General features: G+C 58.9%; 2 protein-coding genes. Both read right to left on the bottom strand.

What is annotated here, in order from left to right; genetic code table 11:
- Positions 1-1,628 (bottom strand): S8/S53 family peptidase (locus tag AC1DWI_RS20615; RefSeq protein WP_477725623.1); only part of this gene is annotated, 1,628 nt, incomplete at its 3' end.
- Between the two features lie 7 nt (positions 1,629-1,635).
- Positions 1,636-2,151 (bottom strand): phosphatase PAP2 family protein (locus AC1DWI_RS20610; RefSeq protein WP_477725622.1); only part of this gene is annotated, 516 nt, incomplete at its 5' end.

The raw sequence follows: 2,151 nt of genomic DNA, 5'->3' as shown, positions 1-2,151 counted from the left end.
CCACTGGTGTCGTACCACTCGTCCTCAAAGTGCGATTGGCGCGCTCCGGTATGGGTGCCGTTGACCACATCGTCGCGCTCCACGTAGGCATCCACCGTGACCGATTTTGTGGCGGTGTTCGTCAGCTTGATTTGCCATACTCCGCTGGGAGCTGTGACGTCTTTCTTCTCGAAGCTGAAGGTGGGTGACACCGCCAGCAGGGCGCAGGTGCCACGCCGGCCAGTGGCCACCGTCTTTGGATAAATCAGCGCGCAAAGGGGCTGCTTGTCGCTGTTGGCCCACATTCGGGACTGGCCAAACTTCAATGCTGGCAAGGCCGCTTGCCCTGGCGGCGTAATTTCAATCTCCAGGCCTTCGCGGTTCTCTTCAATCCAGAGCTCCACAAAGCTTTGCGTTGTATCGTCGGGCAGTGCGCACCAATGCAGCGTGGCGGACTTGTTTTTCGCCAGCGTTGTATTGGCATGCATGCGCAGTTGGTAGCCATTGCCAGCAGCCACAACAATCTGCAGGCGGCCATGAAGGAGGGTGATCAGCTGGTCCATGGCTGCCTCAAGCAGCGACGTTCCGTCATGCGGCCCGGCCAGCGTGCCAAAACTCACGTTCACCGTCACCTTGGCCGTGGGGGTGCAGCGAGAGAGGATGTACATAAACCCGTCCAGCACATGCACATTCATCGAGCCGCCCGAGGTGTCTTGCACGGTGTCGTAGTCGAGTTGCACTGCAACCAGCGGCGCGCGGCTGGCATCGTCGTTGGCCAGCGCCCAGCTAGGCGGCGCGTCATACGCAGGCGGCAAGTTGGCCACCTGGGCCAGCAGCTTGCGCGGCCCCACTGCCAGATCCATGACATGTGAGCCGTGACTGATCGACGTGTCCAGCGCGTGAAAAAAGCGCTCGGTCTTGGGCTGTTTCTGGCCCAGGGTAGAAAGCCCCAGTGCGACATAAACGGCGCTTTCATCCACCAAGCCGTTATAGACATTGGCCTGCATGGCTGCATTGATGTCTGCGGCGGTTAGCTCGTGTCCATAGCCCAACCCGGTGGGTGTGCGGCCCTTGCCTCGTGCGTCTTGCCGCCAGAAGTAGCGGGTACGGGCCTTGCCCTGATGGAGAAAATTCGCATGGGCCAATGCCAGGCTATCGTCAATCAGTCCGAACACCTTGCCCGAAAGCAGGCGCTCAGCACTGGCTTCAGCTTGGTACGCTTCGCCGCGCGAATGTGGAGGTGGATTGGTGTGCGAGCTCCCCACCGGATCGTCAGCGTATTCAGCTGCAGGCAGCCCCAGCTCAAGCCGTAGTACCAGCGGGTGAAGGCTGCCACCCGGCTGAATTGCCTTGAAAAACGCAGGCCTGACCCGCGCGGTGCAAAACCTCAGGCCAGCCGGCGCGACCGTGCCGGCATACACAGGTGGCACATGGAGCCACTTGGGGGAGGCCGCGGCAATAAGCTGGGACACCGTGGTACCCCGCGTCAGCTCAATAGCGATGGGCAACCACTTGGGCTGTGTGTCGCCATAGCCGGCAAAACTGTCGGTTTCGGCCCAGACCAGGTAAGGGTCAAAACCATTGGTGGCATTGGGCAACGCCCAGTCAATACCGGTAAATTCGCCCTTGGGCAATTTGCTCCAGTTCATGGCCGACCTATTTGAGAGGCAGCCATTCGGCTGCCGCTTTAGCCCACATAAAAGCAAGTATTGGTGATTTTTGTATCGCTTGCCTGGTGGTCTTGTATCGATAGTAGCCACTGAGGTTGTCTGTCATGGAGACGCGCATGTCAAAGTCGACGGGCTCGCCCTTTTTTCCTTGGAATTTCCGTCCATCGAAGCCCCATACAGCTGAACTTTTGGCGCCTTGGCAACGTGCGATAAAAAATTCTGCGAGAGCGGTTCCGAGCAAACGGCCAGCGGCGCTGTCTACGGGATAGTGAACGCCGGCTACTGTGCGGTTGACTGCAATACGGGCCGCGAGCCGTTCCAATTGTTCTTTGTATTTGTGGCCTGACGGCAGTAGTGTGAGCAACACCGTGATAATTATGAAGGCTTCAGTCGCATGCCCGCTTGGCCAACTTGCGTGCCCAGGCGTAGGAATCATGGGTTGTATTTGTGGCGAAAGCTCCACAGGGCGTGGACAAGCGAAAGCGTGCTTGAGGCGCATTTC

It is taken from the genome of Polaromonas sp. P3_C2 (genome assembly GCF_056402675.1).
The sequence above is the reverse complement of the archived record's forward strand: the minus strand, read 5'-3'. Positions and strand labels throughout refer to the sequence as shown.